The following is a 1947-nucleotide window of genomic DNA, read 5'->3' on the forward strand; positions in this document are numbered from 1 at the left end:
AATGCATCAGTTCGTGTATCATCTTTGTTTATCGAATTACTGGAGCGTCAGTTTCCTATTGAATCACCACATCAAAAGCTCCATCTTCGTACTGCAAAAGATTATGCCAACAGGTTGGCCATCCATGTAAACCACCTGAACAAAGTGTTAAAAGAAAATACCGGTAGGACGACAACAGAAATTATAGCTACTAGAATAGTCCAGGAAGCGAAAACACACCTTAAACAAACCGATTGGAATATTTCAGAAATAGCTTATAGCCTTGGATTTGAAGAGGTATCTCATTTTTCGGCATTTTTCAAAAAGCAAACTACCTTAACACCCCTATCTATTCGAAGTTAAAAAACTGATAATTTGAATTTCATAAACAATGGATTGAATTTCATAAACAGCAAGTAACTTTCATACCGACCTTTGTTCTACCAATTAAAACAATAATAATGGAAAACAAAATGAACAGTCGGTCCACCCCTACCCTACCAATTGATGTGAATGATCGGAACAATAGGTCACAAATGTTTTCTTATGACCATTATATAGGTGCTCTATTAATTTTTAACAAAAAGGGATGAAGAGTGCTTGGTTTACGCTCTTAAATGATATTTGATTACCTCAAGAAGTTAAATACCTCATTCTATGCGGTAACAAGAAACACTTGACATACTAAGGATCAATATTCAAATTAATCATCAAAATAAATACTTAAACATATGATAACAACAAATAAAATAGCTCTTGTAACCGGCGGTAGCCGCGGTTTGGGAAAAGATATGGCCATCAAACTTGCACAAAAAGGGATTGCTGTGGTACTAACCTACCATAGTAAACAACAAGAAGCAGATGCTGTAGTAGCAGAAATTACACAGGCGGGAGGGAAAGCTGCTGCACTACAACTTAACGTTGGTGAAGTCAATCCCTTTGACACTTTTGTAGAGCAACTGAAAGCCACCCTAAAAGAGAAATTTGATACCGACCGCTTTGACTTCCTGATCAATAATGCGGGTGTTGGTCTTGGAGGTTCTTTTGCAGATACGACCGAAGAGCAGTTTGACCTACTGATGAACGTCCATTTTAAAGGTGTCTTTTTCCTTACGCAGAAACTATTAACACTGATCAATGATGGTGGACGTATCATTAACCTTTCAAGCGGACTTACCCGTTTTACCTCACCCCAGCTTGTAGCTTACGCCTGTATGAAAGGAGCTATCGAAGTGTTAACTAATTACCTGGCTAAAGAACTTGGCGTACGCGGCATTGCTGTAAATACCGTTGCACCGGGAGCTATTGAAACTGATTTTGGTGGTGGTTTAGTGAGAGATAACCTAAACATGAACAAACATATAGCAGGGCTAACTGCCTTGGGCCGTGTTGGTCGTCCAGATGATATTGGAAGTGTGGTTGCTTTTCTCTGCACTGAAGATGCCAAATGGGTAAATGCACAACGCCTGGAGGTTTCTGGTGGCGTGAATATTTAGCAAAAACTTAAGTCTATTTTAAATACAATAAAGCCTGAGCACTAACCTGTTCAGGCTATATGATTAGCTAATCATTAGGCGCTTCATCGTGCCCATAGCTAATTACCCTGGCCAATTTCCAAATCCGCTGGTCTTTTCTTTCTGACCTGAACTTTAATTAACCGAAAATTCTTAGCCATTTGTATTTCTATTCGAAGAACATTATTTCAATGTTAATTCCATTTGTATATTACAACGCTCATAAGGTGTAGAACGGCCTGTGATGGTCGTAAAGCCTAACTTTTTATATAAATTGATTGCTGGTTGTAAAGCCGTATTACTTTCCAGGTACAGTTTTTTTGCTCCTTTTTCTTTAGCAGCCGCTACAATAGCCTGACCTAATATCCAGCCAATATGCTTACCCTGTGCCTTAGGCGAAACCGCCATTTTTGCCAGTTCGAAGTCGTACTCCGGGTCATTCATTTTAATTAAA

The 1947-nt window shown here is 38.8% G+C and carries 3 protein-coding genes; 2 read left to right on the forward strand and 1 reads right to left on the reverse strand.

What is annotated here, in order from left to right; all coding sequences use genetic code 11:
- Both ACR2F7_RS10305 and ACR2F7_RS10310 read left to right on the forward strand, forming a co-directional pair.
- On the forward strand, positions 1-342 hold a 342-nt coding region (locus ACR2F7_RS10305; protein ID WP_432713487.1), incomplete at its 5' end, for a helix-turn-helix domain-containing protein.
- Between the two features lie 368 nt (positions 343-710).
- Entirely contained in the window at positions 711-1475 is a 765-nt protein-coding gene (locus ACR2F7_RS10310) for an SDR family oxidoreductase (protein ID WP_432713488.1), read from the forward strand.
- A gap of 201 nt (positions 1476-1676) precedes the next feature.
- On the opposite strand, the gene ACR2F7_RS10315 is transcribed toward ACR2F7_RS10310, so the two are convergent.
- Positions 1677-1947: GNAT family N-acetyltransferase (locus ACR2F7_RS10315; protein ID WP_432713489.1), on the reverse strand; the 271-nt coding region annotated here is incomplete at its 5' end.

This window comes from Pedobacter sp. (genome assembly GCF_045628745.1).
GTDB lineage: Bacteria > Bacteroidota > Bacteroidia > Sphingobacteriales > Sphingobacteriaceae > Pedobacter.